This window comes from Burkholderia sp. BCC1999 (assembly GCF_905339975.1).
Classification (GTDB): Bacteria; Pseudomonadota; Gammaproteobacteria; order Burkholderiales; family Burkholderiaceae; genus Burkholderia.
Genome location: NZ_CAJPHP010000004.1, coordinates 103,199 through 127,880, shown reverse-complemented (window position 1 = coordinate 127,880; position 24,682 = coordinate 103,199). Strand labels below are relative to the sequence as shown.

23 protein-coding genes are annotated in these 24,682 nt (G+C 65.5%); 9 read left to right on the top strand and 14 right to left on the bottom strand.

All coding sequences use genetic code 11. From position 1 onward, the window contains the following. Nucleotides 1-25: 25 nt before the first annotated feature. The 3 genes from U5809_RS07045 to U5809_RS07035 all read left to right on the top strand — a co-directional run bounded on the left by U5809_RS07045 (nucleotide 26) and on the right by U5809_RS07035 (nucleotide 3,006). Nucleotides 26-1,057 carry a CDP-6-deoxy-delta-3,4-glucoseen reductase gene (locus U5809_RS07045; RefSeq protein ID WP_322085979.1) on the top strand — a complete coding sequence of 344 codons (1,032 nt, stop codon included), beginning with the start codon at nucleotides 26-28 and terminating at the stop codon, nucleotides 1,055-1,057. Between the two features lie 295 nt (nucleotides 1,058-1,352). After that, nucleotides 1,353-2,537, top strand: a complete 1,185-nt coding sequence (locus tag U5809_RS07040; RefSeq protein WP_176050676.1) for an acetylornithine transaminase — start codon at nucleotides 1,353-1,355, stop codon at nucleotides 2,535-2,537. Nucleotides 2,538-2,550: 13 nt separating this feature from the next. Beyond that, entirely contained in the window at nucleotides 2,551-3,006 is a 456-nt protein-coding gene (locus U5809_RS07035) for a GNAT family acetyltransferase (RefSeq protein WP_322085978.1), read from the top strand. A 24-nt stretch (nucleotides 3,007-3,030) separates the two neighbouring features. On the opposite strand, the gene U5809_RS07030 is transcribed toward U5809_RS07035, so the two are convergent. The 8 genes from U5809_RS07030 to U5809_RS06995 all read right to left on the bottom strand — a co-directional run bounded on the left by U5809_RS07030 (nucleotide 3,031) and on the right by U5809_RS06995 (nucleotide 10,236). Then, a complete protein-coding gene (locus U5809_RS07030; RefSeq protein ID WP_322085977.1) occupies nucleotides 3,031-3,702 on the bottom strand; it encodes a DUF2278 family protein in 672 nt (223 codons plus the stop codon). A 285-nt stretch (nucleotides 3,703-3,987) separates the two neighbouring features. Continuing rightward, the gene (locus tag U5809_RS07025; RefSeq protein ID WP_282505803.1) at nucleotides 3,988-4,704 is read right to left on the bottom strand and encodes an ABC transporter ATP-binding protein; all 717 of its coding nucleotides are present in this window, start codon (nucleotides 4,702-4,704) and stop codon (nucleotides 3,988-3,990) included. After that, nucleotides 4,704-5,480 (bottom strand): ABC transporter ATP-binding protein, encoded by a 777-nt coding sequence (locus tag U5809_RS07020; RefSeq protein ID WP_059233415.1) that lies wholly within the window; start codon nucleotides 5,478-5,480, stop codon nucleotides 4,704-4,706. Before U5809_RS07020 ends, U5809_RS07025 begins: the two co-directional genes overlap by 1 nt. Nucleotides 5,481-5,503: 23 nt before the next feature. Continuing rightward, nucleotides 5,504-6,673: an ABC transporter permease subunit gene (locus tag U5809_RS07015; protein WP_282505804.1), complete on the bottom strand. Its 1,170-nt coding sequence runs from the start codon at nucleotides 6,671-6,673 to the stop codon at nucleotides 5,504-5,506. A gap of 18 nt (nucleotides 6,674-6,691) precedes the next feature. Then, complete coding sequence (locus tag U5809_RS07010; RefSeq protein ID WP_034208173.1) at nucleotides 6,692-7,642, bottom strand: branched-chain amino acid ABC transporter permease; 951 nt, start codon at nucleotides 7,640-7,642, stop codon at nucleotides 6,692-6,694. Nucleotides 7,643-7,853: 211 nt separating this feature from the next. Next, nucleotides 7,854-8,528 (bottom strand): amino acid-binding protein, encoded by a 675-nt coding sequence (locus U5809_RS07005; RefSeq protein ID WP_322085976.1) that lies wholly within the window; start codon nucleotides 8,526-8,528, stop codon nucleotides 7,854-7,856. A 269-nt stretch (nucleotides 8,529-8,797) separates the two neighbouring features. After that, entirely contained in the window at nucleotides 8,798-9,778 is a 981-nt protein-coding gene (ispH, locus tag U5809_RS07000; RefSeq protein ID WP_011352949.1) for a 4-hydroxy-3-methylbut-2-enyl diphosphate reductase, read from the bottom strand. Nucleotides 9,779-9,780: 2 nt separating this feature from the next. Then, nucleotides 9,781-10,236: an FKBP-type peptidyl-prolyl cis-trans isomerase gene (locus U5809_RS06995; protein WP_006488950.1), complete on the bottom strand. Its 456-nt coding sequence runs from the start codon at nucleotides 10,234-10,236 to the stop codon at nucleotides 9,781-9,783. A gap of 136 nt (nucleotides 10,237-10,372) precedes the next feature. On the opposite strand from U5809_RS06995, the gene radC reads away from it, so the two are divergent. From radC to nadB, 4 genes are all read left to right on the top strand, one after another. Further along, nucleotides 10,373-11,146: a RadC family protein gene (gene radC / locus U5809_RS06990; RefSeq protein WP_322085975.1), complete on the top strand. Its 774-nt coding sequence runs from the start codon at nucleotides 10,373-10,375 to the stop codon at nucleotides 11,144-11,146. Nucleotides 11,147-11,383: 237 nt separating this feature from the next. Next, nucleotides 11,384-11,617, top strand: a complete 234-nt coding sequence (gene rpmB / locus U5809_RS06985; protein ID WP_004186391.1) for a 50S ribosomal protein L28 — start codon at nucleotides 11,384-11,386, stop codon at nucleotides 11,615-11,617. A 17-nt stretch (nucleotides 11,618-11,634) separates the two neighbouring features. Next, nucleotides 11,635-11,802, top strand: a complete 168-nt coding sequence (rpmG, locus tag U5809_RS06980; RefSeq protein ID WP_006478046.1) for a 50S ribosomal protein L33 — start codon at nucleotides 11,635-11,637, stop codon at nucleotides 11,800-11,802. Nucleotides 11,803-11,962: 160 nt separating this feature from the next. Next, entirely contained in the window at nucleotides 11,963-13,549 is a 1,587-nt protein-coding gene (gene nadB, locus U5809_RS06975) for an L-aspartate oxidase (protein WP_176050682.1), read from the top strand. 98 nt (nucleotides 13,550-13,647) lie between these two features. Here nadB and nadC read toward each other — a convergent pair whose 3' ends face one another. From nadC to purN, 6 genes are all read right to left on the bottom strand, one after another. Next, nucleotides 13,648-14,529, bottom strand: coding sequence for a carboxylating nicotinate-nucleotide diphosphorylase (gene nadC, locus U5809_RS06970; RefSeq protein WP_322085974.1), 882 nt, complete (start codon nucleotides 14,527-14,529; stop codon nucleotides 13,648-13,650). Continuing rightward, a complete protein-coding gene (gene nadA, locus U5809_RS06965; RefSeq protein WP_322085973.1) occupies nucleotides 14,526-15,662 on the bottom strand; it encodes a quinolinate synthase NadA in 1,137 nt (378 codons plus the stop codon). The genes nadC and nadA overlap by 4 nt, the downstream gene beginning before the upstream one ends. Before the next feature lie 219 nt (nucleotides 15,663-15,881). Beyond that, entirely contained in the window at nucleotides 15,882-17,078 is a 1,197-nt protein-coding gene (locus tag U5809_RS06960; RefSeq protein ID WP_176050685.1) for an acyl-CoA desaturase, read from the bottom strand. 221 nt (nucleotides 17,079-17,299) lie between these two features. Beyond that, the gene (locus U5809_RS06955) at nucleotides 17,300-18,682 is read right to left on the bottom strand and encodes a mechanosensitive ion channel family protein (protein ID WP_322085972.1); all 1,383 of its coding nucleotides are present in this window, start codon (nucleotides 18,680-18,682) and stop codon (nucleotides 17,300-17,302) included. 18 nt (nucleotides 18,683-18,700) lie between these two features. Then, the gene (locus U5809_RS06950) at nucleotides 18,701-19,966 is read right to left on the bottom strand and encodes an RsmB/NOP family class I SAM-dependent RNA methyltransferase (RefSeq protein WP_282505810.1); all 1,266 of its coding nucleotides are present in this window, start codon (nucleotides 19,964-19,966) and stop codon (nucleotides 18,701-18,703) included. Next, on the bottom strand, nucleotides 19,963-20,625 hold the full coding sequence (purN, locus tag U5809_RS06945) for a phosphoribosylglycinamide formyltransferase (protein WP_322085971.1): 663 nt from the start codon (nucleotides 20,623-20,625) through the stop codon (nucleotides 19,963-19,965). The genes U5809_RS06950 and purN overlap by 4 nt, the downstream gene beginning before the upstream one ends. 123 nt (nucleotides 20,626-20,748) lie before the next feature. Between purN and U5809_RS06940 the strand changes: the two genes are divergently transcribed. After that, complete coding sequence (locus U5809_RS06940) at nucleotides 20,749-21,741, top strand: bifunctional riboflavin kinase/FAD synthetase (protein ID WP_059233405.1); 993 nt, start codon at nucleotides 20,749-20,751, stop codon at nucleotides 21,739-21,741. 102 nt (nucleotides 21,742-21,843) lie between these two features. Next, complete coding sequence (gene ileS, locus U5809_RS06935) at nucleotides 21,844-24,681, top strand: isoleucine--tRNA ligase (RefSeq protein WP_282505812.1); 2,838 nt, start codon at nucleotides 21,844-21,846, stop codon at nucleotides 24,679-24,681. Nucleotide 24,682: the final 1 nt, after the last annotated feature.

The following is a 24,682-nucleotide window of genomic DNA, read 5'->3' as shown; positions in this document are numbered from 1 at the left end:
CCACATTTTGTTCTAGTTTGGTTCTATGGCATTCAACGTCACTCTCAAGCAAAGCGGCCGGCAATTCCAGGTCGAGTCGGACGAAACCGTGCTGGCCGCCGCGCTGCGCCAGAACGTCCATCTGCCGTACGGCTGCAAGAACGGCGCGTGCGGCTCCTGCAAGGGCCAGATCGTGTCGGGCCAGATCGAACAGGGCCCGCACGCCGCGTCGGCACTGTCCAACGACGAACGCACGCGCGGCCTCGCGCTGCTGTGCTGCTCGAAGGCCCAGTGCGATCTCGAAATCGACGTGCGTGAAATCGCCGGCGTCGACGGCGTGCAGGTCAAGAAGCTGCCGTGCCGGATCGCCGCGCTCGAGCGCAAGGCCGACGACGTGATGGTCGTGAGGCTGCAACTGCCCGCCAACGAGCGCCTGCAGTACCTCGCGGGCCAGTACGTCGAGTTCATCCTGAAGGACGGTTCGCGCCGCAGCTACTCGATGGCGAACGCGCCGCACGAGGAAGGCCCGATCGAGCTGCACATCCGCCACATGCCGGGCGGCAAGTTCACCGACCACGTGTTCGGCGCAATGAAGGAGCGTGACATCCTGCGCTTCGAAGGCCCGCTCGGGACGTTCTTCCTGCGCGAGGATTCCGACAAGCCGATCGTGCTGCTCGCGTCGGGCACGGGCTTCGCGCCGATCAAGGCGATCATCGAGCATGTGAAGCACTCGGGCATCACGCGCCCGATGACGCTCTACTGGGGTGCCCGCCGCAAGAAAGACATCTACCTCGACGAACTCGCCGAGCAGTGGGCGCGCGAGATCCCGAACTTCAAGTACGTGCCGGTGCTCTCCGAGCCGGACGCCGGCGATCAATGGACGGGCCGCACGGGCTTCGTCCATCGCGCGGTGATCGAGGACCTGCCCGATCTGTCGGGCCACCAGGTGTACGCATGCGGTGCGCCGGTGATGGTCGAATCCGCGCAGCGCGACTTCACGCAGCATCACGCACTGCCGGCCGACGAGTTCTACGCGGACTCGTTCACGAGCGCCGCCGATCTCGCGCATCCGGTCTGAGCGCCGGGGCCGCCCGCGTCCCGAGCCGCACGCTGCGATGTCACATCCGTGGCATCGCAGCGGTTTACAGTGGGGCGCGGGATGCCTTATGCTTGCGCAAATGAACTGCTTCCTGTCCACCCTTCGACGTCGCCGCTCGCCGCTCCGCCCGGATGCCGCAGGCTCGTCACGGACTCGCGCGTAACCTCCACACCGCTTCACCGGTTACGCACAAGCTGTTCGAATCCACCAGCCACGGCCTTCCGTGGCTTTTTTATTGCCCGTTCCCTTTCAACGTCCGCTGGAGTCTGCTGCCATGCCCCTGAACGATTTTCCGATCGACTCGCTGATGTACATCACGAACCGCCCCGACATCGTGTTCACGCACGGCAAGGGTTCGTGGCTCTACGATCACACGGGCAAGCGCTATCTGGACTTCATCCAGGGCTGGGCCGTCAACAGCCTCGGCCACTGCAACGACGGTATCGTCGAAGCACTGAAGACGCAGGCCGAAAAACTGCTGAACCCGTCGCCGGCGTTCTACAACGAACCGATGGCGAAGCTCGCGGGCCTGCTCACGCAGCACAGCGTGTTCGACAAGGTGTTCTTCACGAACAGCGGCGCCGAGGCGAACGAAGGCGCGATCAAGCTCGCGCGCAAGTGGGGCCGCAAGTTCAAGAACGGCGCGTACGAGATCATCACGTTCGACCACAGCTTCCACGGCCGCACGCTCGCGACGATGTCGGCCAGCGGCAAGCCGGGCTGGGACACGATCTACGCGCCGCAGGTGCCGGGCTTCCCGAAGGCCGAGCTGAACGACATCAACTCGGTCGAGAAGCTGATCACCGACAAGACCGTCGCCGTGATGCTCGAACCGATCCAGGGCGAAGGCGGCGTGATTCCGGCCACGCGCGAATTCATGCAGGCGCTGCGCGCGCTGACGAAGCAGCACAACCTGCTGCTGATCGTCGATGAAGTGCAAAGCGGTTGCGGCCGCGCGGGCACGCTGTTCGCGTACGAACTCGCCGGTATCGAGCCGGACGTCATGACGCTCGCGAAGGGCATCGGTGGCGGCGCGCCGCTCGGCGCACTGCTGTCGAAGGCCGACGTCGCGGTATTCGAGGCGGGCGATCAGGGCGGCACCTACAACGGCAACCCGCTGATGACGGCGGTCGGCTATTCGGTGATCTCGCAGCTCGTCGCGCCCGGATTCCTCGAGGGTGTGCGCGCACGCGGCGAATATCTGAAGCGCAAGCTGCTCGAGCTGTCGGAAGAGCGCGGCTTCGAGGGCGAACGCGGCGAAGGCCTGTTGCGCGCGCTGCTGCTCGGCAAGGACATCGGCCCGCAGATCGTCGAGAAGGCGCGCGACATGCAGCCGGACGGCCTGCTGCTGAACGCCGCGCGGCCGAACCTGCTGCGCTTCATGCCCGCGCTGAACGTAACGACCGAAGAAATCGACCAGATGATGGCGATGCTGCGGTCGATCCTCGACACGCTCTAAGGAGACCGCCGCGATGGATGCCACCGCCGATGCTGTCGCCATCCGCCCGTTCGAACGCGCCGACACCGATGCCGTGCTTGCGGTATGGCGCGACGCGTTCCCGCAATACGAAGAGACCGATGCGCCACCGCATCGCGATCCGCTGCGATCGATCGAGCTGAAGGTCGCGACGCAGCCGGAACTGTTCTTCGTCGCGACCAGCGGCGCGCGCGTCGTCGGCACGCTGATGGCGGGTTTCGACGGACATCGCGGCTGGCTCTACTCGTTTGGCGTCGCGAACGACGCGCGCCGGCTCGGCGTCGGCCGCGCGCTGATCGCGCACGCGGAACGTGCGCTGGCCGCGCGCGGCTGCCTGAAGATCAACCTGCAGGTGCTGCCCGGCAACGACGACGCGTGCCGCTTCTATGCGGCGCTCGGTTATCGCGTCGAGGAGCGCATCTCGTTCGGCAAGACGCTGCCGGCAGCGTGACGCCAAAGCCGGCAACCGGCGATCTCAGCGCGTGATCGGCCCCGCGCCCGGCAGCGGATTGCCGAGCGCGTCGGTCGGCACGGCCTGCTGCTCGAACGCCGCGAAATACGCGGCCCACTGCGACTGGCTCACGCGCACGATCAGCGCGCCGTCCTGCCACACGTCGTTGTGGTCGTTATGGTCGTCGCCCGCGCGATGCAGGTAGTTCGGGCCTGTCGAGCCCTGGTTCATGTGCGTATCGTGAATGCCGTTGCCTTCCGTATAGGTGCGGCCGAACACGACGACGTCGAGGCCCTGCGACTGCGCGGCGTTCACGAGCCGCAGCAGCGACGGAATCGGCTCCGGATTCTCGGTGCCGTCCATCACCGCACTCGCGCGCCACGCGCCCGTCTCGTTCAGGATGTCGCTGCGCAGGTAGTCGAGCGCGGGCAGCGCGGCCTGCCCCGTGAGGTCTGTATAGCCTTCGGCCGCGGCCGCGAGCGTCTCGGTGACGGGATGATGGAAATCGTAGACGAGCTTGTAGTTCAACAAGTCGTCCGCATCGCTAGTGCCGACATTGATCGCGACATCCCAGTCGCCCGACGGCAGCGCCAGCGTCAGGTGGATGTGATACTGGATCTCGCTGCCATGCGGCGAGCCCTTCAGCGTCGCCACCGATGTCACCTTGGCCTTCACGAAACCGTAGTCCAGACTCATGCGTGCTCTCCGTGTTCGGATGGGCCGTCGATGCTACGCGGCCAGTGTGTCGGTTTGTGGGCCACCGGCATCGAACCACCTGCCGACGGCCTGCGTTCCACCATTCCCGCGCCGCATGCGCGGCGCAACAGTCGAATGGAGTCGCGTTCACGCGCACAGTTCGGCACGAATCGCACAACATGAAAAAAAGGCTGTCACGGCATCCCGTGACAGCCTTTCGAAAGCGCTGGTGCAACGCCCGCGGCATAGGCCGCCGCGCGTCACCGGACTCGCTCGTTCATACGCTCATTCACCCAGATACGCGGCGCGCACCTTCGGATCATCGAGCATCTTCTTCGCGTCTCCTTCCATCGTGACCGTGCCCGAATCCATCACGTAGCCACGGTCGGCCGCCTGCAGCGCGAGGCGCGCGTTCTGCTCGACGAGCAGCACCGTGATGCCCTCCTTCGAGATCTCGCGCACCACTTCGAAGATCTTCTCGACCATGATCGGCGACAGCCCCATCGACGGTTCGTCGAGCAGCAGCAGCTTCGGCTTCGACAGGATCGCGCGCGACATCGCCAGCATCTGCTGCTCGCCGCCCGACAGCGTGCCCGCGAGCTGCGTCGCACGCTCCTTCAGGCGCGGGAAGAAGCCGAACATCCGCTCGACGTCCTTCTTGATCTGGTCGTTGTCGTTGCGCAGGTACGCGCCCATCTGCATGTTCTCGATGATCGACATCCGCGCGAAGATCCCGCGGCCTTCCGGCACCATCGCGAGGCCGCGCTTGAGCAGTTCGTGCGACGGCACGCCCTTGATCGACTTGCCGTCGTACTCGATGTCGCCCGCCGAATACGGCTTCAGACCCGTGATCGCCTTCATCGTCGTGGTCTTGCCTGCGCCGTTCGCGCCGATCAGCGTCACGAGCTCGCCCTGACGGACTTCCATGTCAACGCCCTTGACGGCCTGGATGCCGCCGTAGTTGACCTGCAAGCCCTTGATTTTCAACATTGCCGCTGCCATCAGTGCACCCCTGCGCCGAGATATGCCTCAATCACCTTCGGATTCTTCTGCACGTCCTGCGGCAGACCCTCGGCGATCACCTTGCCGTAATCGAGCACCGTCATCCGGTTGCACAGCCCCATCACGAGCTTCACGTCGTGCTCGATCAGGAGAATCGTGCGGCCGTCCGAGCGGATCTTGTCGAGCAGGCGCGTGAGTTCGACCTTCTCGGTCGCATTCATCCCGGCCGCCGGCTCGTCGAGCGCGAGCAGCTTCGGGTCGGTCGCCAGCGCACGCGCGATTTCCAGCCGGCGCTGGTGCCCGTACGACAGGTTGCGCGACGTGTAGTCCGCGTACTGCAGCACGCCCACGTATTCGAGCAGCTCGATCGCGCGTTCCTTGATCTCGCGCTCTTCCTGGCGTTCGGCCGGCGTCTGGAACACCGCGCCGAGCAGCCCGTGCTTGGTCCGCACGTGGCGGCCCACCATCACGTTCTCGAGCGCCGTCATCCCGCCGAACAGGCGGATGTTCTGGAACGTGCGCGCGATGCCGGCCTTGGCCACCTGGTGCACGGCCGTCGGCGTGTAGTTCGTGCCGTCCAGCTTGAAGTCGCCGGAATCCGGCGTGTAGAGGCCCGTGATCACGTTGAAGAACGTCGTCTTGCCGGCGCCGTTCGGGCCGATCAGGCCGTAGATCTCGCCTTCCTTGATCTGCAGGCCGACGTCGGACAATGCCTGCAGGCCGCCGAAGCGTTTGTTCACGCCCTGCACGGACAGTCGGATTTGCTTGTCGCTCATGTGGATATCCCCTTGTCCGTTCGTTACGCGCGCACCGGCTTCTTGCTGGCGCGCTTCGCCAGTTTCGCGATCTTGTCCTCATGCTTCGGCGCGGGCCACAGGCCTTCCGAGCGGTACAGCATGATGACCACCATCGCGAGGCCGTACAGCGCCTGACGAATCACTTCCGTGTCGACGATGTCGTGACCGAACAGCGCATGCTGCAGCGGGCTCATCGTCGAGCGCAGGAATTCCGGGAAGATCGCGAGCAGCACCGCGCCCAGGATCACGCCCGGGATGTGGCCCATGCCGCCCAGCACCACGCACGCCAGCACCACGATCGATTCCCAGAACGTGAACGATTCCGGCGACACGAAGCCCTGGAACGAGCCGAACATCGCGCCCGACAGGCCGCCGAACGATGCGCCCATCGCAAACGCGAGCAGCTTCACGTTACGGGTGTTGATGCCCATCGCCTTCGCGGCGATTTCGTCCTCGCGGATGGCTGCCCATGCACGGCCGATACGCGAGTGCTGCAGGCGCGTACACACCCAGATCACCAGCAGCGAGCACAGCACGAACAGGTAGTAGTACATGTAGACCGACGGCAGCTGCAGGCCGAACAGCGAGTGAGTCTGCGACAGGTTGAAGCCGCCGACATGCACCGGATCGATGCCCGTGATCCCCTTCGGGCCGTTGGTGATGTTCACCGGACGGTCGAGGTTGTTCATGAAGATCCGGACGATTTCACCGAAGCCGAGCGTCACGATCGCCAGATAGTCGCCGCGCAGGCGCAGCGTCGGTGCGCCGAGCAGGATCCCGAAGGTCGCCGCCAGCGCCATCGCGATCGGCACGATGATCAGGAACGGCACATGCAGGCCGTTCGGCGCGATCGCCGCGATCCACTCGAACTGCGAGCTCAGGTGCGGCGAGCTGAGCAATGCCGCCGTGTACGCGCCCACCGCGTAGAACGCGATGTAGCCCAGGTCGAGCAGGCCGGCGAAGCCGACCACCACGTTCAGGCCCAGCGCGAGCATCACGTACAGCATCGCGAAGTCGAGCACCCGGACCCAGTAGTTGCCGCCGGCCGAGCCGATGATGATCGGCGCCGCGATCACGAGGACGGCGGTCAGCAGGCCGATGACGACGGTCTTGGCGGTATTGCGCTCTTCGACGAGCGACGTCGAGGATTCGATCGGTTGAATGGATGTCATGTTGTTTGCTCCCTTCCGTTACGCGCGATCCGCGACCCGTTCGCCCAGCAGGCCCGACGGACGGAACACCAGCACGACGATCAGCACGATGAAGGCGAACACGTCCTGGTAGTTACTGCCGAACACGCCGCCCGTGAGGTTGCCGATGTAGCCGGCCCCGAGCTGCTCGATCAGGCCGAGCAGCACGCCGCCGACCATCGCACCGCCGAGATTGCCGATCCCGCCCAGCACCGCCGCCGTGAACGCCTTCATGCCGGGGATGAAGCCCATGTAGAAGTGCACGTTGCCGTATTCGGATGCGATCATCACGCCGGCCAGCGCGGCAAGCGCGGAGCCGATCATGAACGTCGCGGAGATCACGAAGTTCGGGTTCACGCCCATCAGGCTCGCGGTGTTCGGGCTTTCGGCGATCGCGCGCATTGCACGGCCGAGCTTGGTCTTGTGCACGAGCAGCAGCAGGCCGCCCATCACGATGAACGCGACGGCGATGATCACGATTTCAGTGACCGAGATCACGGCGCCGGGCGTCGTGTCGGTCGCCTTGATCACGTTGATCGGATCGGTCGGCAGCAATTGCGGGAACGGCAGCGGGTTGCGCGACCAGATGATCATCGCGGCGGTCTGCAGCAGGATCGACACGCCGATGGCGGTGATCAGCGGCGCGAGACGCGGTGCGCGGCGCAGCGGCCGGTATGCGACGCGTTCGATCGTGAAGCCAACGAACGCACAGACGACCGCGGCGATGCCCAGGCCGATCGTCAGCGTCGCGACGTTGCCGAGTCCGGGGAAATGGTTCTGCAGCACGGTAATGGCCGACAGGGCGACCATCGCGCCGATCATCAGCACGTCGCCGTGCGCGAAGTTGATGATGCCGAGAATGCCGTACACCATCGTGTAGCCCAACGCGATGATGGCGTAGACACTGCCGAGCACCAGCCCGTTGAGAACCTGCTGGACGAAAATATCCATTTAAAGCTCCTTGGCCCGTGCTGCCGGAGGACGTTGCGCCCCGCGGGTAAGCGAGGAATCGCGCCTTCTCGGCGACACTGCGGGTACTAGTCGATACCGGTAAGGGTGGATCGTCCCGGCGCGCGCCGCCCGGCCTGTACGGCCGGACCTGCCGCCGGAGCGGATACAAAAACGGCACCGCACTGTCCCGGTGCCGTCATGAGTCCCGTCGCTAAATCGTCACGACATCGAGGACGGTGTTCGTGGCCTCCTTGAAGTCGTGGGACAGCATGCCGAGACGGCCTTCGTCCGGTTTCCCGGCATCCGTGCCTTGGCCCGTCCGGCGCGACGCAAACGCCACACCCGGACGGATCGGATTCCGCGCCGCGCCGCCCGCCGGGGCATTGCGCAAGCCGCACCCGACATTCGTCAGGACTGCGTCGGAATCCGTCGTACGAACCAGACCGCGCGCCATGACCCGACCGGTCGTGGCGGCACGCTGTTTCATCGAATTGAAATGAAGGGGGGCCGGTGACATCTGCGCGTCGCCTGCAGCGCCGCGACCGGCCGGCATCCGTCGATCGGCGCGTACGGTCACCGTCGCGCCACGATCGGCGGCTTGCCGCGACGCAACCGGCATGCCCGCTGCCGGACCGTTCGTCACGCCAAGCGCGTTGATTTCGTCAATCGTCAAACGTGCCCCGTATTCCTTGTCGTTGCCCAATTGCGCGATACGGCACGCCGACGGCGCCGCACGACCGACTCCGGCGACGCGCACGCCGCTGGCCAGCGGTGCCGCGAACGCCGCAGCCTCCCTGCCCGCCCCGTCGTCGCTCTTTTTGCTGCATCCGGCAAGCATTGCAACCGGTACGGCGACGGACTCGGCGTAAGCCAACTTCACATGCATTGAATGGTCTCCCGCGCCTTGCCAAAACCCGATTCCAAAGCCATTCCGGCTTGAAAACGGGCGCATTGTAACTCCATTTATAGGACGCCAATAATCCTGATTCGATGGGGTTTTCCTGCATTGCAACCAATTTTGAGAGACAGTTAGGAACGAGCGGAGCAACCGGGTTGCACCACGACTGCGAATAATGGTTGCGATTGCAATTTCGAAACGCAAAAAAAAGCGCGCCGGGAGGCGCGCTTTGGTGTTCCGCGGGTGCGATGCGGCAATCAGGCGGCGGGCGGCAGGTTCAACCCGCGCGGCAGCGGAAACGACACGTTTTCCTCGATGCCGTCGAGCGCGCGGACATTGCGCACGCCGAGTTCGCGCAGCCGCGCGATCACGGCCTGGGCGAGCACTTCCGGCGCCGACGCGCCAGCCGTCACGCCGATGCGGCGCTTGCCGGCGACCCATGCCGGATCGATCTGATCAGGTGCATCGACCATGTACGCGTCCACACCGCGCTTCTCGGCCACTTCACGCAGGCGGCTCGAATTCGAGCTGTTCGGGCTGCCGACGACGATCACGACATCGCACTGCGGCGCCATGAACTTCACCGCGTCCTGGCGGTTCTGCGTCGCGTAGCAGATGTCCTGCTTCTTCGGCTCGCGAATTTTCGGATACTTCGCCTTCAGCGCCCCGATGATCTCCGCGGCGTCGTCGACGGACAGCGTCGTCTGCGTGACGAGCGCGATGCGCTCGGGATCGGCGAGCTCGAGCTTCTGCACGTCCTCGACGCTCTCGACGAGATGCATGCCACGCTCGACCTGCCCCATCGTGCCTTCGACTTCAGGGTGGCCCTTGTGCCCGATCATGACGATGTCGACGCCGTCCTGGCGCATCTTCGCCACTTCGACGTGCACCTTCGTGACGAGCGGGCAGGTTGCGTCGTAAATGCGCAGCCCGCGCACGTCGGCCTCGTCGCGCACGGCCTTCGACACGCCGTGTGCACTGAAGATCACGGTGTTGCCGGCCGGTACTTCCTCGAGTTCCTCGACGAAGATCGCGCCTTTCTTCTTCAGATCCTCGACCACGTACTTGTTGTGGACGATCTCGTGACGGACGTAGATCGGCGCACCGTGCATCGCGATTGCGCGCTCGACGATCTCGATCGCGCGGTCGACGCCCGCGCAGAAGCCGCGCGGCTGGGCCAGCAGGATTTCGGCGTCGGCGGCGACGGTCTGCCCGGACAGCGTATCGGTGGTGCTCATGATTACAGGATTCCGATGATTTTCACTTCGAACGTGAGCGCCTGGCCCGCGAGCGGATGATTGAAGTCGAACAGCGCCGAGGTCTCGCTGACTTCCTTCAGCACCCCCGCGTACCGGCCGCCGTCAGGCGCGTTGAACTCGATCAGCTCGCCCGGCGTGAAATCGTCGCCGACCATCCCGTTCTCGCGCAGCGTCGACAGCGTCACGCGCTGGAGCATGTCGGGATTACGGGGACCGAACCCTTGATCGGGGGCTAGCTGAAAAGTCGAATGGTCGCCGACCCTGAGCCCGAGCAGAATCTGTTCAAGCGAGGGCGCCAGTTGCCCCGCGCCCAGCAGCAGCGTGGCCGGCTTGTCGGAGAAGGTGTTGACGATGTCGGCGCCGTCGGCCAGTGCCAGCCGGTAATGCAACGTGACATGGGAACCGGGCTTCACTTCGGATAGATCGATGAGGCTCATGAATTACTCGTTCGGTCGGCGCCCGATACGGCCGAATGGCCCGGCGCAAAGCCAATATTGTAAGTCACCTGAGCGCGCAAGGCGGAAAGTGCGACGACGTCGCGCATACCGCCCTGCCGCCGTTGGAGTTTCGAGCATGACGTCACCCTGCCTCGCCCTGTCGCCGGTCGAATGCTGCGACACCACCGATGCGCCGGCCAATCCGCCGGGCCGCGTTCTCCCGATCCGCCCGCGCAAGCGCCGCACCGGCGACTGGCGGCCCGAGCGGCCGCGCGAGCGATTGCTGGAGCGCGGGCCGGCCGCGCTGACCGACGACGAACTGATCGCGCTGCTGCTCGGCACGGGCAAGCCCGGTCACGACGTATTCGTCACTGCCCGCGCACTGGTCAGTCAGTTCAAGACGTTACGCGGGCTGCTCGAAGCGAGCACCGACGATTTCGAGGCACACCCCGGCATCGGCCCCGCGCGCGCCGCACGGCTGGCCGCAATCGTCGAGATCGCCCGGCGCGTGCTGAACGAGAAGGCGCAGGTACGGACGCCGATCGATTCGCCCGGGGCCGTCGAGGATTGCCTGCGGCTGAGGATCGGCTCGCGTTCGCACGAAGTGTTCGTCACGGTGTATCTCGATGCGCGCAACGGCCTGATCGACATGGAGGAAATCACGCGCGGCTCGCTCACGCGCATGGCCGTCTACCCGCGCGAGATCGTGCGACGCGCGATGGTGCACAACGCCGCGTCGCTGATCGTCGCGCACAACCATCCGTCGGGCGCCGTACAGCCGAGCGCAGAGGACCGTCGCCTGACCCGCGTGCTGAAAGACGCGCTCGAACTCGTCGACGTGCGGCTGCTCGACCATGTCGTCGTCGGCGTCGATGACACTTTTTCGTTCGCACGTGCCGGTTGGCTGTAGACTGTGCCGCGGCAGCCCACCCCGGGGCGCCGCAACGACGTAGCGAAATTAGGTTTGATTTTTCTGAACTTTTTCTGCTAGAATCGTCGTCTGTCTTTTTTCCAACCAGTTCTAGCCATCGAAGGGCCTTGTCTGTAAGGGCTACGGCGTTCTGAGTGCAGCCATGGATCACGTGGCGGTGCGATGGAACCTTCACCGGCGATCGAACCCCGAATTTAGCGTATTAGGAGTGCTCTCATGGCACGCGTATGCCAAGTAACTGGGAAAGCGCCGATGAGCGGCAACAACGTTTCCCACGCCAACAACAAGACCAAGCGTCGCTTCCTGCCGAACCTGCAAAACCGCCGGTTCTGGGTTGAGAGCGAAAACCGCTGGGTGCGCCTGCGCGTCTCGAACGCCGGCCTGCGCCTGATCGACAAGAACGGCATCGATTCCGTGCTCGCTGACCTGCGCGCACGCGGCGAAGCCTAAGCCCAAGGAGCACAATCATGGCAAAAGGCGCCCGCGACAAGATCAAGCTTGAGTCGACCGCTGGTACGGGTCACTTCTACACGACCACGAAGAACAAGCGCAACATGCCGGAAAAGATGGCGATCAAGAAGTTCGATCCCGTCGTCCGCAAGCATGTGGAATACAAAGAAACCAAGATCAAGTAATCTCCGGTTTCTGCCAGCCTGACGGCAACCGAAAAGCCCCGCTCCTGCGGGGCTTTTTGTTTTGCGCGCACGCTCGGGCCCGACGCGGTATGCTCTCCCCTTTCCGCGGCCCTGGCCGCCGGAACGCACAAGATCAAAAGCGTAACGATGGAGATGCAGCATGAAATTCGACGTGGCGATCGTCGGCAGCGGCCTGGCAGGGCTGTCGGTCGCACTCAACCTGGCCAGCACGCGACGTGTCGCGCTGATCGCGAAACGTTCGATGATGGAGGGGGCAAGCGATAACGCGCAAGGCGGTATCGCGGCGGTCCTCGACTCGGCGGACAGTATCGAGAACCATGTCGACGACACACTGGTCGCCGGTGGCGGGCTGTGCGACGAAGGCGCAACGCGCTACATCGTCGAGCACGGCCGCGAAGCGATCGAATGGCTGATCTCGCAAGGCGTGCCGTTCACGAAGGACGACGCGGCCGAACTCGGCTTTCACCTGACGCGTGAAGGCGGCCACAGCCACCGCCGCATCATCCACGCGGCCGACGCGACCGGCCACGCGGTGCTGGCGACGCTGTCGGAGCGTGCACGCCAGCATCCGAATATCACGTTCTTCGAAAATCACCACGCGATCGACCTGATCACGTCGGACCGGCTCGGCCTGCCCGGCCGCCGCTGTCACGGCCTGTATGCGCTCGACGTCGACCACGACCGCACGATCACGATCGAGGCGCCGCATACGGTGCTCGCCACGGGCGGCGCCGGCAAGGTCTACCTGTACACGACGAACCCCGACACCGCGACCGGCGACGGCATCGCGATGGCGTGGCGCGCGGGCTGCCGCGTGTCGAACATGGAATTCATCCAGTTCCACCCGACCTGCCTGTTCCACCCGTATGCAAAGTCGTTCCTGATTTCGGAAGCCGTACGCGGCGAAGGCGGCCTGCTGAAGCTGCCCGACGGCACGCGCTTCATGCCCGCGCACGATCCGCGTGCCGAGCTCGCCCCGCGCGACATCGTCGCACGCGCGATCGACTTCGAGATCAAGAAGCGCGGGATCGACTGCGTGTATCTCGACATCAGCCATCAGCCGGAAGCATTCCTGCGCGAACACTTCCCGACCATCCACGCGCGCTGCCTCGAATTCGGCATCGACATCGCGAAAGAGCCGATCCCCGTCGTGCCGGCCGCGCACTACACGTGCGGCGGCGTCGTCACCGATCTTGCCGGGCGCACCGATCTCGCGGGCCTGTATGCGGTCGGCGAAACCTCGTACACGGGGCTGCACGGCGCGAACCGGCTCGCGAGCAACTCGCTGCTCGAATGTCTCGTGATCGGCCGCGCGGCCGCCGAAGCGATCGAGGCAGCCGGCTTCGACGCCGAAACGCCGTCCACGCTGCCCGCATGGGACGAAAGCCGCGTGTCGGATGCCGACGAGGAAGTCGTCGTCGCGCACAACTGGGACGAACTGCGCCGCCTGATGTGGAACTACGTCGGCATCGTGCGCACCGACAAGCGCCTCGAACGCGCCAAGCACCGGCTGTCGCTGCTGCGCGACGAAATCCACGAGTACTACGCGAATTTCCGCGTGACGCGCGACCTGCTGGAACTGCGCAACCTCGTCGACGTGGCGACGCTGATCGTGAAGAGCGCGCACTCGCGCCGCGAAAGCCGCGGGCTGCACTACAGCCGCGACTGGCCGCACTCGCTGCCGAAAGCATTGCCGAGCGTGCTCACGCCGCGCGCGCGCCGCTGAGCGACAACCCTTCCCGGCTGCGGCCGGGTCACGCACAAGAAAAAAGCCGTTGGCGTTTGCGCGCCAACGGCTTTTTTGTCTGACTGGACGATGTTCGGTCAGTCGACGATTCGCATCGAATAGTCGGTCGCGCGCACGTCCTTCGTCAGCGCGCCGATCGAGATGCGATCGACGCCCGTTTCCGCGAACGCTCGCACCGTCTCGAAATTGACGCCGCCTGACACTTCGAGCACGGCCTTGCCGGCCGCCACGCGTACGGCTTCACGCATCATGTCGAGCGTGAAGTTGTCGAGCAGCACCGACTGCGCGCGATGCGCGAGCGCCGTGTCGAGCTGCGCGAGCGTCTCGACTTCGACCTGCACGGGCACGCCCGATTCCAGCGCGAATGCCGCATCGAGCGCTTCGCCGACACCGCCTGCCGCCGCGATGTGGTTCTCCTTGATCAGGATGCCGTCGTACAGCGCGAGACGCTGGTTCTCGCCGCCGCCGACGCGCACCGCATACTTCTGCGCGAGCCGCAGGCCCGGCAGCGTCTTGCGCGTATCGAGGATCTTCGTGCGCGTGCCTTCGACGCGATCGACGTAGCGGCGCGTCGCGGTAGCAACGCCGGACAGCAGTTGCAGGAAGTTCAGCCCGTTGCGCTCGGCCGTCAGCAGCGCTCGCGCCGGCCCGTCGAGTTCGCAGACGATCGAATCGGGCGTCATGCGCTCGCCTTCGCGATAGCGCCATTGCACGGTGATCGACGGATCGATCCGGGCGATCACGGCCTCGAACCAGGGCACGCCGCACAGCACGGCTTCTTCGCGCACGATAATGCGCGCGCGGCGGCGCCCGCCGGCCGGCACGAGCCGCCCGGTCTGGTCGCCGGCGCCGACGTCTTCCTCGATCGCGTCGGCCACGTTGCGCGCGATCGCGTCGTCGAACGCCGCGCCGTATTGCTCACGAACGATGTCGAACAGCGGGGATACTGCCTCGCTCATGCGGCCCCCACGTTCGCAAACAGTTGCTGGTCGCGCTGCAGATCGCCGCTCGCCTGCACGCGCTTCTTGTGCGCGGCCGCGAATTCGAGCATCCGGTCGATCGGCAAACGCGCACGCTGGCCGATCGCGGGATCGACGAAGATCTCGTTGTGACCGCGCTCGAGCACGTCGGCGAGGTTCGCGAGGCCGTTCATCGCCATCCACGGGCAGTGCGCGCAGCTCTTGCAGGTTGCGCTGTTGCCGGCCGTCGGCGCGGCGATGAAGGTCTTGCCGGGCGCCGCGAGCTGCATCTTGTGCAGGATGCCGAGATCGGTCGCCACGATGAAGTGCTTGGCATCGAACTTGACTGCCGCATCGATCAGTTGCGTGGTCGAGCCGACGACATCGGCCTGCGCGACGACGTTTTCCGGCGATTCGGGATGGACGAGCACCTTCGCGTCCGGGTATTCGGCGCGCAGCAGGTCGAGCTCGATGCCCTTGAACTCGTCGTGGACGAGGCACGAGCCTTGCCACAGCAACATGTCCGCGCCGGTTTTCTTCTGGATATAGCTGCCGAGATGGCGATCGGGCGCCCAGATGATCTTTTCGCCGCGTGCGTGCAGGTCGGCCACGATCTCGAGGCCGATCGACGACGTGACCATCCAGTCCGCGCGCGCCTTCACGGCCGCACTGGTGTTCGCGTAGACGACGACGGTGCGGTCCGGATGGGCATCGCAGAACGCCGAGAATTCGTCGACTGGGCAGCCGAGGTCGAGCGAGCAGGTCGCGTCGAGATCGGGCATCAGGATCCGTTTGTTCGGGCTCAGGATCTTCGCGGTTTCGCCCATGAAGCGCACGCCGGCGACGACCAGCGTCTGCGCGTCGTGATCGCGGCCGAAGCGTGCCATTTCGAGCGAATCGGCAACGCAGCCGCCCGTTTCGTCGGCCAGTTCCTGCAGTTCGGCATCCACGTAGTAGTGGGCGACCAGCACGGCCTTTTCACGGACGAGCAGCGCCTTGATGCGCGCCTTCAGTGCGGCGCGCTCCTCGGCGGACGGCGTGTCGGGCACCTTGGCCCATGCCTGCCCCACGCCGCACACGGTCCCTGCTGCGACGGGCCGGTCGTACTCGACGGGTTTGATCGTCGATTGCATCTCCATATCTCCTGTCGACCCGAGTTAGCGCTTTAGCGCTTACTCTGGTCCCATGCTTCGCGGTCGACCAGAGTTAGCGCTTTAGCACTGGCTCCAGCCCCATCTCCTCTGGTCATACAAATTCCGCCCTGCCGACGTCCATCAAAAACCGGCGGCCCAAATGAAAAAACCCCGCCAACGCGGGGTTTGTGACGTCCTGAGATTCTAATCGATTTCGAATCAGGCGTAGCGGCGCAGGCGCGTCGCGAATTCCTGCAACGCCTTGATGCCGCTTTGTTCTGCGCGATGGCACCAATCCTGCAATTGCGCGAGAAGCTGTTCGCGCGATGCGGTCGAACGATCCCAGATCGCGGCCAGATCCTGGCGCAGCTGGAAGTACGTATGCAGCTTCTGGCTGTTCGCGAAGATTTCCGGCAGCAGCTTCTTCTGCGGCTCGTCGAGACCGTCAGCGTCCTTGTGGAACCACTTGCGCGCGCCGCGCATCAGCTGGTACTTCTCGCTCGAGCCGAGTTCCTTCAGGTGCGCGAGCTCCTGCGCATACGCACGCTTCACGGCCTTGCCGTAGCGCGCCATCACTTCGTAGCGGTTCGACAGCACGGCCTGCAGCGTTTCCTGGTCGAGCACCGTCTTCGGCTTGTTCAGGCGCGGGGTCGGCGCGACCTTCTTCACCTTCGCAAGACCGAACGCCGACATGATGCGGATGTACATCCAGCCGATGTCGAACTCGTACCACTTGTTCGACAGCTTCGCCGACGTCGCGAACGTATGGTGGTTGTTGTGCAGCTCTTCGCCGCCGATCACGATGCCCCACGGGAACAGGTTCGTGCTCGCGTCGGCCGAGTTGAAGTTGCGATAACCCCAGAAGTGACCGAAGCCGTTGACGACGCCAGCCGCCCAGAACGGAATCCAGACCATCTGCACGGCCCACACGGTGAGGCCGAGCACGCCGAACAGCGCGACGTCGATCACCATCATGATGCTGATGCCGAGAATCGGGTACTTCGAATAGACATTGCGCTCAACCCAGTCGCTCGGCGTGCCGTGGCCGAACTTGCGCATCGTCTCTTCGTTCTTCGCTTCCGCGCGATACAGTTCCGCGCCTTCGAGGAACACCTTCCAGATGCCGCGCGTCTGCGGGCTGTGCGGATCTTCCTCGGTCTCGCACTTCGCATGGTGCTTGCGGTGAATCGCGGCCCACTGACCCGTCAGCATGCCGGTCGTCATCCACAGCCACAGGCGGAAGAAGTGGCTCGCGATCGGATGCAGTTCCAGCGCACGGTGCGCCTGGCAGCGGTGCAGATAGACCGTCACGCCGATGATCGTGACGTGCGTGACGGCGAGCGCGAACAGCGCGACCTGCCACCACGAAAAATGCAGGAGCCCGTGGGAAAGAAAATCGAGCAGGGAATTCAACAAGGCAGGTACCTGTGATGAGAGCGACACCGGCTCGCGCCGAGCGTCAGAAAAATGAAAGCATACCGCGTATAGACTTGAATTTTACTTCAACCGTTCCAAGTCTTTGTAAAAAATGAATATTTTCTTGCCCTGGCGCAACTGGAGCAGTCCACGGGCGGACTTGGAAAGGCCCGCGATCCGGTTCCGGTCGCGGGGTCAAACCATTTGACGGCCGGTGCGCGCTACGCAGCCGGTGCGCGCCCGTCCGCCGCACCGTTCACGGCCGCCGAATCGAGCCCGGCCGTGGCACCCGCAGCGGAAAAACCGTCCGGCAATCCGACCACACGCACCTCTCGCTGCGGGAACGGAATCGAAATCCCGTGCTCGCTGAACAGCCGCCAGATGTTGCGGTTCACGGTCGAACGCACGCCCGACGTGCCTTTCGCGGAATCCTCGATCCAGAAGCCAAGCTCCAGGTCGATCCCGTCCGCGCCGAAACTCACCAGATACGGCGTCGGCGCAGGCTCCGCCAGCACGCGTGGCACGCCCTTCGCCGCGTCGGCGAGCAGCGCAAGCGCGTGCTCGACGTCGCTCGTGTACGCGACCTGCACCGCGACCTTCGCATAACCGCGCGTCAGGTACGACGACTGGTTCTGCACGACGTCGGTGATCAGCTTCTCGTTCGGGATCAGCGTCTCGTTGCCGTCGAGCCCGCGCACGACCGTATAGCGCGTGCGGATCTGCGTGACGATGCCCTGCAGCCCGCCGACGCTGATCGCGTCGCCGAGCCGCAGCGAGCGGTCGAGCAGGATGATGAAGCCCGACACGTAGTTGCTCGCGATCTTCTGCAGCCCGAAACCGAGGCCGACACCCACCGCACCGCCGAACACGCCGAGCACCGTCACGTCGATGCCGACCAGCGACAGCCCGATCAGGATCGCCGCGAACACGAGCAGCGCGCGACCGACCCGCGACAGCACGACCTTCAGGTTCGCGTCGAGCGTGCTCGCGCGGGTGAGGCGATCCTCGAGCACCGAGCCGAGCCACATCGCGACCATCAGCGTCACGCACACCCACAGCGCGCCCGAGATCAGCGACAGCAGCGTGAGGTGCGCATTGGCGACGCGGAACTGCACGCTGTCGAGCCAGCCGAGCACGTCGCGCTGGATGCCGAGCACGGTCAGCACCATCGCGGCCCACACGACGGTCGACACGATCTTCTCGACGATCGACAGCCACGCATGCGTGTGGCCGTCGCGCGCGAACACGCGCCGCGCGAAGAAGAACAGCACGTAGATCAACCCGATGCCGAATAGCGGCACGAGCGCGAGCGACAGCAGCGACGTCGACATGAACGGGTCGAACGCGAGCTGCGCGGCGCCGACGAAGACGCTGCCGAACAACGGGAACAACGCGCGCTTCAGGCTTTGCGCCCCCGCACCGGGCGCGCGACCGGCTGCCCGGCGGCGCGCATCGATGCGGCCGTGCACGAAGCGCGCAGTCACCCATGCGAAACACAGCGCGCCGACCAGGATCGCCGCCTGCCAGATCATCACCGGCTGGTGGAAGTCACGAATGACCGATGCCAGCCGGTGCGACAGCAGGCGGCTCTGCAGATTTTCCATCGTCCGTCCGGGTCGCCGTTACTGCGCGGCGCGCCGTTCGAGCACCGCGGCGAAGAAGCCGTCGGTCGCGTGACGATGCGGCCACAGCGACAGGTAGTCGCCCATCTCGAGCTCGATGCGCTGCTCAGCCAGCACCTGCTGCGCCGGCACCAGCACGAACTCGGGATGATCGGCCAGGAACTGCTCGACGATCCGCTCGTTCTCGGCATCGAGCACGCTGCAGGTCGCGTAGACGAGCCGGCCGCCCTTCTTCACGAGGCGCGCGGCGCTCGCGAGGATCGACGCCTGCTTCGGCGTCAGCTCGTCGATCGCCGTACGCGTCTGACGCCACTTCAGGTCCGGATTGCGGCGCAGCGTGCCGAGGCCGCTGCACGGCGCATCGACCAGCACACGGTCGATCTTGCCGGCGAGCCGCTTGATCTTCGCATCATGCTCGCTGTCGATCAGCACCGGGTTCACGTTCGACAGCCCACTGCGCGCGAGGCGCGGCTTCAGCTTCGCGAGGCGCTTTTCCGACACGTCGAACGCATAGAGGCGCCCGGTCGAGCGCATCATCGCGCCCAGCGCGAGCGTCTTGCCGCCCGCGCCCGCACAGAAATCGACGATCATCTCGCCGCGGCGCGGCGCGACGAGCGAGCACAGCAGCTGGCTGCCTTCGTCCTGCACCTCGATCTGGCCTTCCTCGAACAGCTTCAGGCGCGTCAGCGCCGGCTTGCCGACGACACGTACGCCGAACGGCGCGAACGGCATCGCGCCCGCATCGATGCCGTTCGCACGCAGCGCGTCGATCACCTGGTCGCGGGTTGCCTTCTGCGCGTTGGCGCGCAGGTCGAGCGGCGCCGGGTAGTTCAGCGCGGCGGCGAGCTGCGCGAGTTCCTCGGCGTCGAAACGGGCCGACAGCGCCTGATGGATCCAGTCGGGCAGGTTCGTGCGCACGCGCACCGGCAGGCTCGCCGGATCGATTTTCGACACGTGTTCGAGCCACGCGGACTCGGTGTCGGACAAAAACGGCCTCAGCGCGTTGCGGCCGGCCGTCTGCATCAGGCCGAGCAGCGTGAGACGCCGCGCGGGCGTGCCCGTGCCGCTCTCGGCCAGGTGCGAAAACTCCATCTTGCGGCGCAGCACCGCGAAGACGGCCTCGGCGATCACGCCGCGCTCGGCATGCCCGAGCTTCGGGTGCGCGCGGAAGAACCGGCTCGTCGTCGCGTCGGCGGGGCCGGCGAACTTCAGCACCTCGGCCAGCAAGGTCTCGGTCTGGCCAATCAGGAATCCGTGCAGCTTCATACGCCCTCACTCGTTTCGGTATGCGGTTGATCCGCGAAAATCCAGCGTGCTTCTTCCGGCGCCACGACGGCACGGCCGTTCTCGAGGCGCAAGCGCCCCTCGACGAACCAGCGCACCGCGCGCGGATACAGCACATGCTCGACGCTCAGCACGCGCTGCGCGAGCGCGGCCGCGTCGTCGCCCGCGCGCACGGGCACCGCGCCCTGCGCGACGATCGCGCCGCTGTCGAGCTCGGGAATGACGAAATGCACGCTCGCGCCATGCAGCGCGACGCCCGCGTCGAGCGCCTGCTGATGCGTATGGATGCCCTTGAAGCTCGGCAACAGCGACGGATGGATGTTCAGCAGCCGGCCTTCGTATCGTCTGACGAATGCGGGTGTGAGGATGCGCATGAAGCCGGCGAGGACGACGAGATCGGGGGCGAAACGGTCGATCTCGGCGGCGAGCGCCGCGTCGAAGCTGTCGCGGCCGTCGAACGACCGGTGGTCGACCACCGCCGTCGCCACCCCGTGCGACGCGGCAAAAGCCAGCCCGGCCGCATCGGGCCGGTTGGCGATCACGGCGGCAATCTCGGCCGGCCAGCGTTCCTGCGCGCACGCGCGGACGATGGCCTCCATGTTGCTGCCGCGACCGGAAATCAGGATCACGAGTTTTTTCATCCGCGAATTTTACCATTCGCCCCCGCGTTTCCCGCCTTCTCGGCCGCCGACCCGTCCGAACGTTTATAATCTTCTGCTTTGCGGCATCCCACCGCCCATTCCCCCGACGCTGCATCCGCTATCGTGAAAGTCTTCCGCGGCCTGCCCAACGCCGAGAGCCGCGCCCCGTGCGCGCTGACGATCGGCAACTTCGACGGTGTCCATCGCGGCCACCAGGCCCTGCTCGCGCGCGTGCGCGCGGCAGCGGACGCACGCGGCCTGCCCGTGTGCGTGATGACGTTCGAGCCGCACCCGCGCGAATTCTTCAACCCGGCCGGCGCACCGCCGCGCATCGCGATGCTGCGCGACAAGCTCGAGGCGCTGCGCGATCACGGTGTCGACCGCGTCGTCGTCGAGCACTTCAACCATACGTTCGCGAGCCAGTCGCCGCAGGCGTTCGTCGAGCGCACGCTGGTGAACGGGCTGCACACGCGCTGGATGATGGTCGGCGACGATTTCTGCTACGGCGCGAAGCGCGCGGGCACCTTCGACACGTTGAAGGCCGCCGGCGAACAGCACGGCTTCGAAGTCGAGCAGATGGGCACGGTGGCCGGCAGCGATGGCACACGCATCTCCAGCTCGGGCGTGCGCGCCGCGCTTGCAGCCGGCGATCTCGATGCGGCCGCGCAGGCGCTCGGCCACGGCTATGCGATCAGCGGCCACGTCGCGCACGGGCTGAAGCTCGGCCGCGACCTCGGTTTCCCGACGCTGAACCTGCCGATTGCGCACAAACGACCGGCGCTCGCGGGCATCTTCGTCGTTCAGGTGCACGGCCTCGGCCCCGAGCCGCTGCCGGGCGTCGCGAGCCTCGGCCTGCGCCCGACCGTCGACGATTCGGGCCGCGTGCTGCTCGAAGTCCACCTGCTCGACTGGCATGGCGACGCGTACGGCAAGCTCATCCGCGTCGAATTCCTGAAGAAGCTGCGCGACGAGGCGAAATTCGACGATCTCGAGGCGCTGTCGCGCGCGATCGCACTGGACGTCGCGAATGCGCGCGCGTACTTCATCGAGCGCGACCGTGCGCCGGGCAGCCGCGCCACGGGCTTCTCGACGTCGGCCACCGACCGAATTAGCTGATCCGGACGGCGGCGCCTGGCGCCGCACCCTCGCGCCGCCCACTCGCGCGCATCCCCGATTCACGACACCCGAGCGTCTCCCGATTTAGATAGCGATCCCATCATGAGCAACAAGAAAGCCGATTCGAAACCGCAGGCCAAGTATCCGGTCAACCTGCTCGACACGCCGTTCCCGATGCGCGGCGACCTGCCCAAGCGCGAGCCGCAATGGGTCAAGGAATGGGAAGAGCGCGGCCTCTACGAGAAGATCCGCGCGGCCAGCAAGGGCCGGCCGAAGTTCATCCTGCACGACGGCCCGCCGTATGCGAACGGCGACATCCACCTCGGCCACGCGGTCAACAAGATCCTGAAGGACATCGTCGTCAAGTCGCGCAACATGGCCGGCTTCGACGCGCCGTACGTGCCGGGCTGGGATTGCCACGGGATGCCGATCGAAATCCAGATCGAGAAGCAATTCGGCAAGTCGCTGCCGGCGGCCGAAGTGATGAGCAAGGCGCGCGCGTACGCGACCGAGCAGATCGAGAAGCAGAAGGTCGGCTTCAAGCGCCTCGGCGTGCTCGGCGACTGGGCCAACCCGTACAAGACGATGAACTTCGTCAACGAGGCGGAAGAGATCCGCGCGCTCGGCAAGATCATCGAGAAGGGCTACGTGTACCGCGGGCTGAAGCCGGTGAACTGGTGCTTCGACTGCGGCTCGGCGCTCGCCGAAGCGGAAGTCGAATACAAGGACCGCACCGATCCGACGATCGACGTGATGTTCGCGTTCGCGGAACCGGAAAAGACGGCGCAGGCATTCGGCCTGGCGGCGCTGCCGCGCGCCGAAGGCGGCATCGTGATCTGGACCACCACGCCGTGGACGATCCCCGCGAACCAGGCGCTGAACCTCCATCCGGAAATCGTCTACGCGCTGGTCGACACCGAGCGCGGGCTGCTGATCATCGCGGAAGAACGCGTCGAAGCCTGCATGACCGACTTCAAGCTGACGGGCCGCGTCGTCGCGACCGCGCCGGGCGTGAAGCTCGCCAACCTGCGCTTCCACCACCCGCTCGCCTCTGCCCACCCCGGCTACAAGCGTACGGCGCCCGTCTACCTCGGCGACTACGTGACGACCGACACCGGTACCGGCGTCGTGCACTCGTCGCCCGCATACGGTATCGAAGACTTCATGTCGTGCAAGGCGCACGGGATGACCGATTCGGACTTCATCAACCCGGTGATGGGCGACGGCCGCTATATCGAATCGCTGCCGCTGTTCGGCGGCCTGTCGATCTGGGATGCCAATCCGAAGATCGTCGAGGCGCTGAACGCGGCCGGCTCGCTGCTGCGCAGCGAGAAGTACACACACAGCTACATGCACTGCTGGCGCCACAAGACGCCGATCATCTACCGCGCGACGTCGCAGTGGTTCGCCGGCATGGACGTGACGCCGCGCGACGGCGGCAAGACGCTGCGCGAAACGGCGCTCGAAGGCGTCGACGCAACTGCGTTCTACCCGTCGTGGGGCAAGCAGCGCCTGTTCAGCATGATCGCGAACCGTCCCGACTGGACGCTGTCGCGCCAGCGCCAGTGGGGCGTGCCGATGGCGTTCTTCGTGCACAAGGAAACCGGCGAGCTGCACCCGCGCACGCTGGAACTGCTCGAGGAAGTCGCGAAGCGCGTCGAGCAGTCGGGCATCGAGGCATGGCAGTCGCTCGACCCGCGCGAGCTGATCGGCGACGACGCGAACCTGTACGAAAAGAACCGCGACACGCTCGACGTGTGGTTCGACTCGGGCACGACGCACTGGCACGTGCTGCGCGGCTCGCACAAGGATCAGCTGCAGTTCCCGGCCGACCTGTACCTCGAAGGCTCGGACCAGCACCGCGGCTGGTTCCACTCGTCGCTGCTGACCGCGTCGATGATCGACGGCCGCGCGCCGTACAAGGGCCTGCTCACGCACGGCTTCACGGTCGACGGCGAAGGCCGCAAGATGAGCAAGTCGCTCGGCAACGGCATCGACCCGCATGAAGTCGCGAACCGCCTCGGCGCGGAAATCATCCGCCTGTGGATCGCATCGACCGACTACTCGGGCGAACTCGCGATCTCCGAGGAAATCCTGAAGCGCGTGACCGAAGGCTATCGCCGCATCCGCAACACGCTGCGCTTCCTGCTCGCGAACCTGTCGGATTTCGACTTCGCGCAGCACGCAGTGCCGGTCGAGGAATGGCTCGAGATCGACCGCTATGCGGTTGCGTTCTCGCAGCAGCTGCAGACGGAACTGCTCGGCCACTACGAGCGGTACGAATTCCACCCGGTCGTCGCGAAGCTGCAGACGTACTGCTCGGAAGATCTCGGCGGCTTCTACCTCGACGTGCTGAAGGACCGCCTGTACACGAGCGCGGCCGATTCGCGCGCACGCCGCTCCGCGCAGACCGCGCTGTACCACCTGACGCACGGCCTGCTGCGCGTGCTCGCGCCGTTCCTGTCGTTCACGGCCGAGGAAGCGTGGAAGGTGTTCCAGCCGGCCAGCGACACGATCTTCACGGAAACTTACTACGCGTACCCGGAAGTCGCCGGCTCGGCCGCGCTGATCGAGAAGTGGGCGCTGCTGCGCGATGTGCGCGGCAACGTGACGAAGGCGCTCGAGGAAGCGCGCACCGCGAACCGCATCGGTTCGTCGCTGCAGGCCGAAGTCGCCGTGCATGCGAGCGGCGCGCGTTACAACGCGCTCACGAGCCTCGGCGATGATCTCAAGTTCGTGCTGATCACGTCGGCCGCGACGGTCGTCAAGGTCGACGACGAAGCGCAGGAAAGCGTCGACGTGGCCGCGTCGAAGTACCAGAAGTGCGAACGCTGCTGGCACTACCGCGAAGATGTCGGCGCGCACGCCGATCATCCGACGCTGTGCGGCCGCTGCTTCTCCAACCTGTTCGAAAACGGCGAAATCCGGAGCGCTGCATAAA

Excerpts from the sequence above, each read along its gene's own strand:
- nadA (WP_322085973.1), bottom strand. The coding sequence starts at position 15,662 with ATGCAATCGACGATCAAACCCGTCGAGTACGACCGGCCCGTCGCAGCA.
- ispH (WP_011352949.1), bottom strand. The coding sequence starts at position 9,778 with ATGAGCACCACCGATACGCTGTCCGGGCAGACCGTCGCCGCCGACGCC.
- ileS (WP_282505812.1), top strand. The coding sequence starts at position 21,844 with ATGAGCAACAAGAAAGCCGATTCGAAACCGCAGGCCAAGTATCCGGTC.
- rpmB (WP_004186391.1), top strand. The coding sequence starts at position 11,384 with ATGGCACGCGTATGCCAAGTAACTGGGAAAGCGCCGATGAGCGGCAAC.
- U5809_RS07030 (WP_322085977.1), bottom strand. The coding sequence starts at position 3,702 with ATGAGTCTGGACTACGGTTTCGTGAAGGCCAAGGTGACATCGGTGGCG.
- U5809_RS06950 (WP_282505810.1), bottom strand. The coding sequence starts at position 19,966 with ATGAAGCTGCACGGATTCCTGATTGGCCAGACCGAGACCTTGCTGGCC.
- radC (WP_322085975.1), top strand. The coding sequence starts at position 10,373 with ATGACGTCACCCTGCCTCGCCCTGTCGCCGGTCGAATGCTGCGACACC.
- purN (WP_322085971.1), bottom strand. The coding sequence starts at position 20,625 with ATGAAAAAACTCGTGATCCTGATTTCCGGTCGCGGCAGCAACATGGAG.
- U5809_RS06995 (WP_006488950.1), bottom strand. The coding sequence starts at position 10,236 with ATGAGCCTCATCGATCTATCCGAAGTGAAGCCCGGTTCCCATGTCACG.
- nadB (WP_176050682.1), top strand. The coding sequence starts at position 11,963 with ATGAAATTCGACGTGGCGATCGTCGGCAGCGGCCTGGCAGGGCTGTCG.
- nadC (WP_322085974.1), bottom strand. The coding sequence starts at position 14,529 with ATGAGCGAGGCAGTATCCCCGCTGTTCGACATCGTTCGTGAGCAATAC.
- U5809_RS07025 (WP_282505803.1), bottom strand. The coding sequence starts at position 4,704 with ATGGCAGCGGCAATGTTGAAAATCAAGGGCTTGCAGGTCAACTACGGC.
- U5809_RS06955 (WP_322085972.1), bottom strand. The coding sequence starts at position 18,682 with ATGGAAAATCTGCAGAGCCGCCTGCTGTCGCACCGGCTGGCATCGGTC.
- U5809_RS07015 (WP_282505804.1), bottom strand. The coding sequence starts at position 6,673 with ATGACATCCATTCAACCGATCGAATCCTCGACGTCGCTCGTCGAAGAG.
- U5809_RS07005 (WP_322085976.1), bottom strand. The coding sequence starts at position 8,528 with ATGCATGTGAAGTTGGCTTACGCCGAGTCCGTCGCCGTACCGGTTGCA.
- rpmG (WP_006478046.1), top strand. The coding sequence starts at position 11,635 with ATGGCAAAAGGCGCCCGCGACAAGATCAAGCTTGAGTCGACCGCTGGT.
- U5809_RS07020 (WP_059233415.1), bottom strand. The coding sequence starts at position 5,480 with ATGAGCGACAAGCAAATCCGACTGTCCGTGCAGGGCGTGAACAAACGC.
- U5809_RS07010 (WP_034208173.1), bottom strand. The coding sequence starts at position 7,642 with ATGGATATTTTCGTCCAGCAGGTTCTCAACGGGCTGGTGCTCGGCAGT.
- U5809_RS07040 (WP_176050676.1), top strand. The coding sequence starts at position 1,353 with ATGCCCCTGAACGATTTTCCGATCGACTCGCTGATGTACATCACGAAC.
- U5809_RS07045 (WP_322085979.1), top strand. The coding sequence starts at position 26 with ATGGCATTCAACGTCACTCTCAAGCAAAGCGGCCGGCAATTCCAGGTC.
- U5809_RS07035 (WP_322085978.1), top strand. The coding sequence starts at position 2,551 with ATGGATGCCACCGCCGATGCTGTCGCCATCCGCCCGTTCGAACGCGCC.